General features: G+C 73.8%; 1 protein-coding gene. It reads left to right on the plus strand.

The annotated features are described in order from the left end of the window. Positions 1-1140: YcjX family protein (locus FV228_RS30410; protein WP_147857814.1), on the plus strand; the 1140-nt coding region annotated here is incomplete at both ends.

The raw sequence follows: 1140 nt of genomic DNA on the forward strand, positions 1-1140 counted from the left end.
GAGGGCCGCCTGCGCCGCGCCCGGCTGGTGCCGCAGCCCGACGACGACGTGCCGCGCTTTCCCTTCGAGGAGCATTTCGCGACGCTGACCGAGGCCCGGCGCTGGCCGCGCTCCACCGACCGGATCAGTCAGTTCCGCCTGGAGATCGCCTACGAGCGCGCCGCCGGCTGGCGCAGCGGCCCGGCGACCCTGATGCTCGACGTGGTCGATTATCCCGGCGAATGGCTCCTCGACCTCGCCCTGATCGAGACCGGCTACACCGCGTGGTCGCGGGCGACGATCAACGGCACCCGCCGGCCCGGCCGGAGCGCCGTGGCGGCGCCGTGGCTCGAGGCGCTCAAGGGCTTCGATCCCAACGGCCCCCTCGACGAGGTCGCCGCCGAGCGGGCCAGCGACGCGTTCAAGGCCTATCTGGCGGCCCTGCGCGCCGGCCCGGAATCGGTCGCCACGACGCCACCGGGCCGCTTCCTGATGCCCGGCGACCTCGCGGGCTCGCCGGCCCTGACCTTCGCGCCGCTCGACAATCTCACCGGCAGCATCGCCCCCGACAGCCTCGCCGGGCTGATGGAGCGGCGCTTCGAGGCCTACAAGGCCAAGGTCGTTACGCCGTTCTTCCGCGACCATTTCCAGCGGGTCGACCGACAGATCGTGCTGGTGGACGTGCTCGCCGCGGTGGACGCTGGCGCCACCGCCCTGGCCGAGCTGGAGGAGGCGCTGGACGCGGTTTTGCTCAGCCTCAACATCGGCCGCAATACGGTGCTGTCGAAGCTGTTCGCGCCCCGGGCCGACCGGGTGCTGTTCGCCGCCACCAAGGCCGACCACCTCCACCAGACCAGCCACGACCGGCTCGACGCGCTGCTGCGCCTGCTGGTCTCCCGCTCGATGCGCCGCACCGAGGCCGCGGGCGCCCGGGTCGGCACGGTGGCGCTCGCCTCCGTGCGCGCCACTCGCGAGACCACGGTCCATGACGGCCCCGAGATTTTACGCGCGGTCGCCGGGACGCCGGAGGCCGGCGAGACGGTGGGCGACGAGGTGTTCGACGGTGAGAGCGAGGCCGCGGTGTTCCCGGGCGAGCTGCCGGCCCGCGCGGAAGCCGTGCTGGAAGGCGCCGTCGCCCCGGGCTCGCTGCGCTTCCCCCGC

It is taken from the genome of Methylobacterium sp. WL18, from assembly GCF_008040015.1.
In the GTDB taxonomy this organism is placed as follows: domain Bacteria; phylum Pseudomonadota; class Alphaproteobacteria; order Rhizobiales; family Beijerinckiaceae; genus Methylobacterium; species Methylobacterium mesophilicum.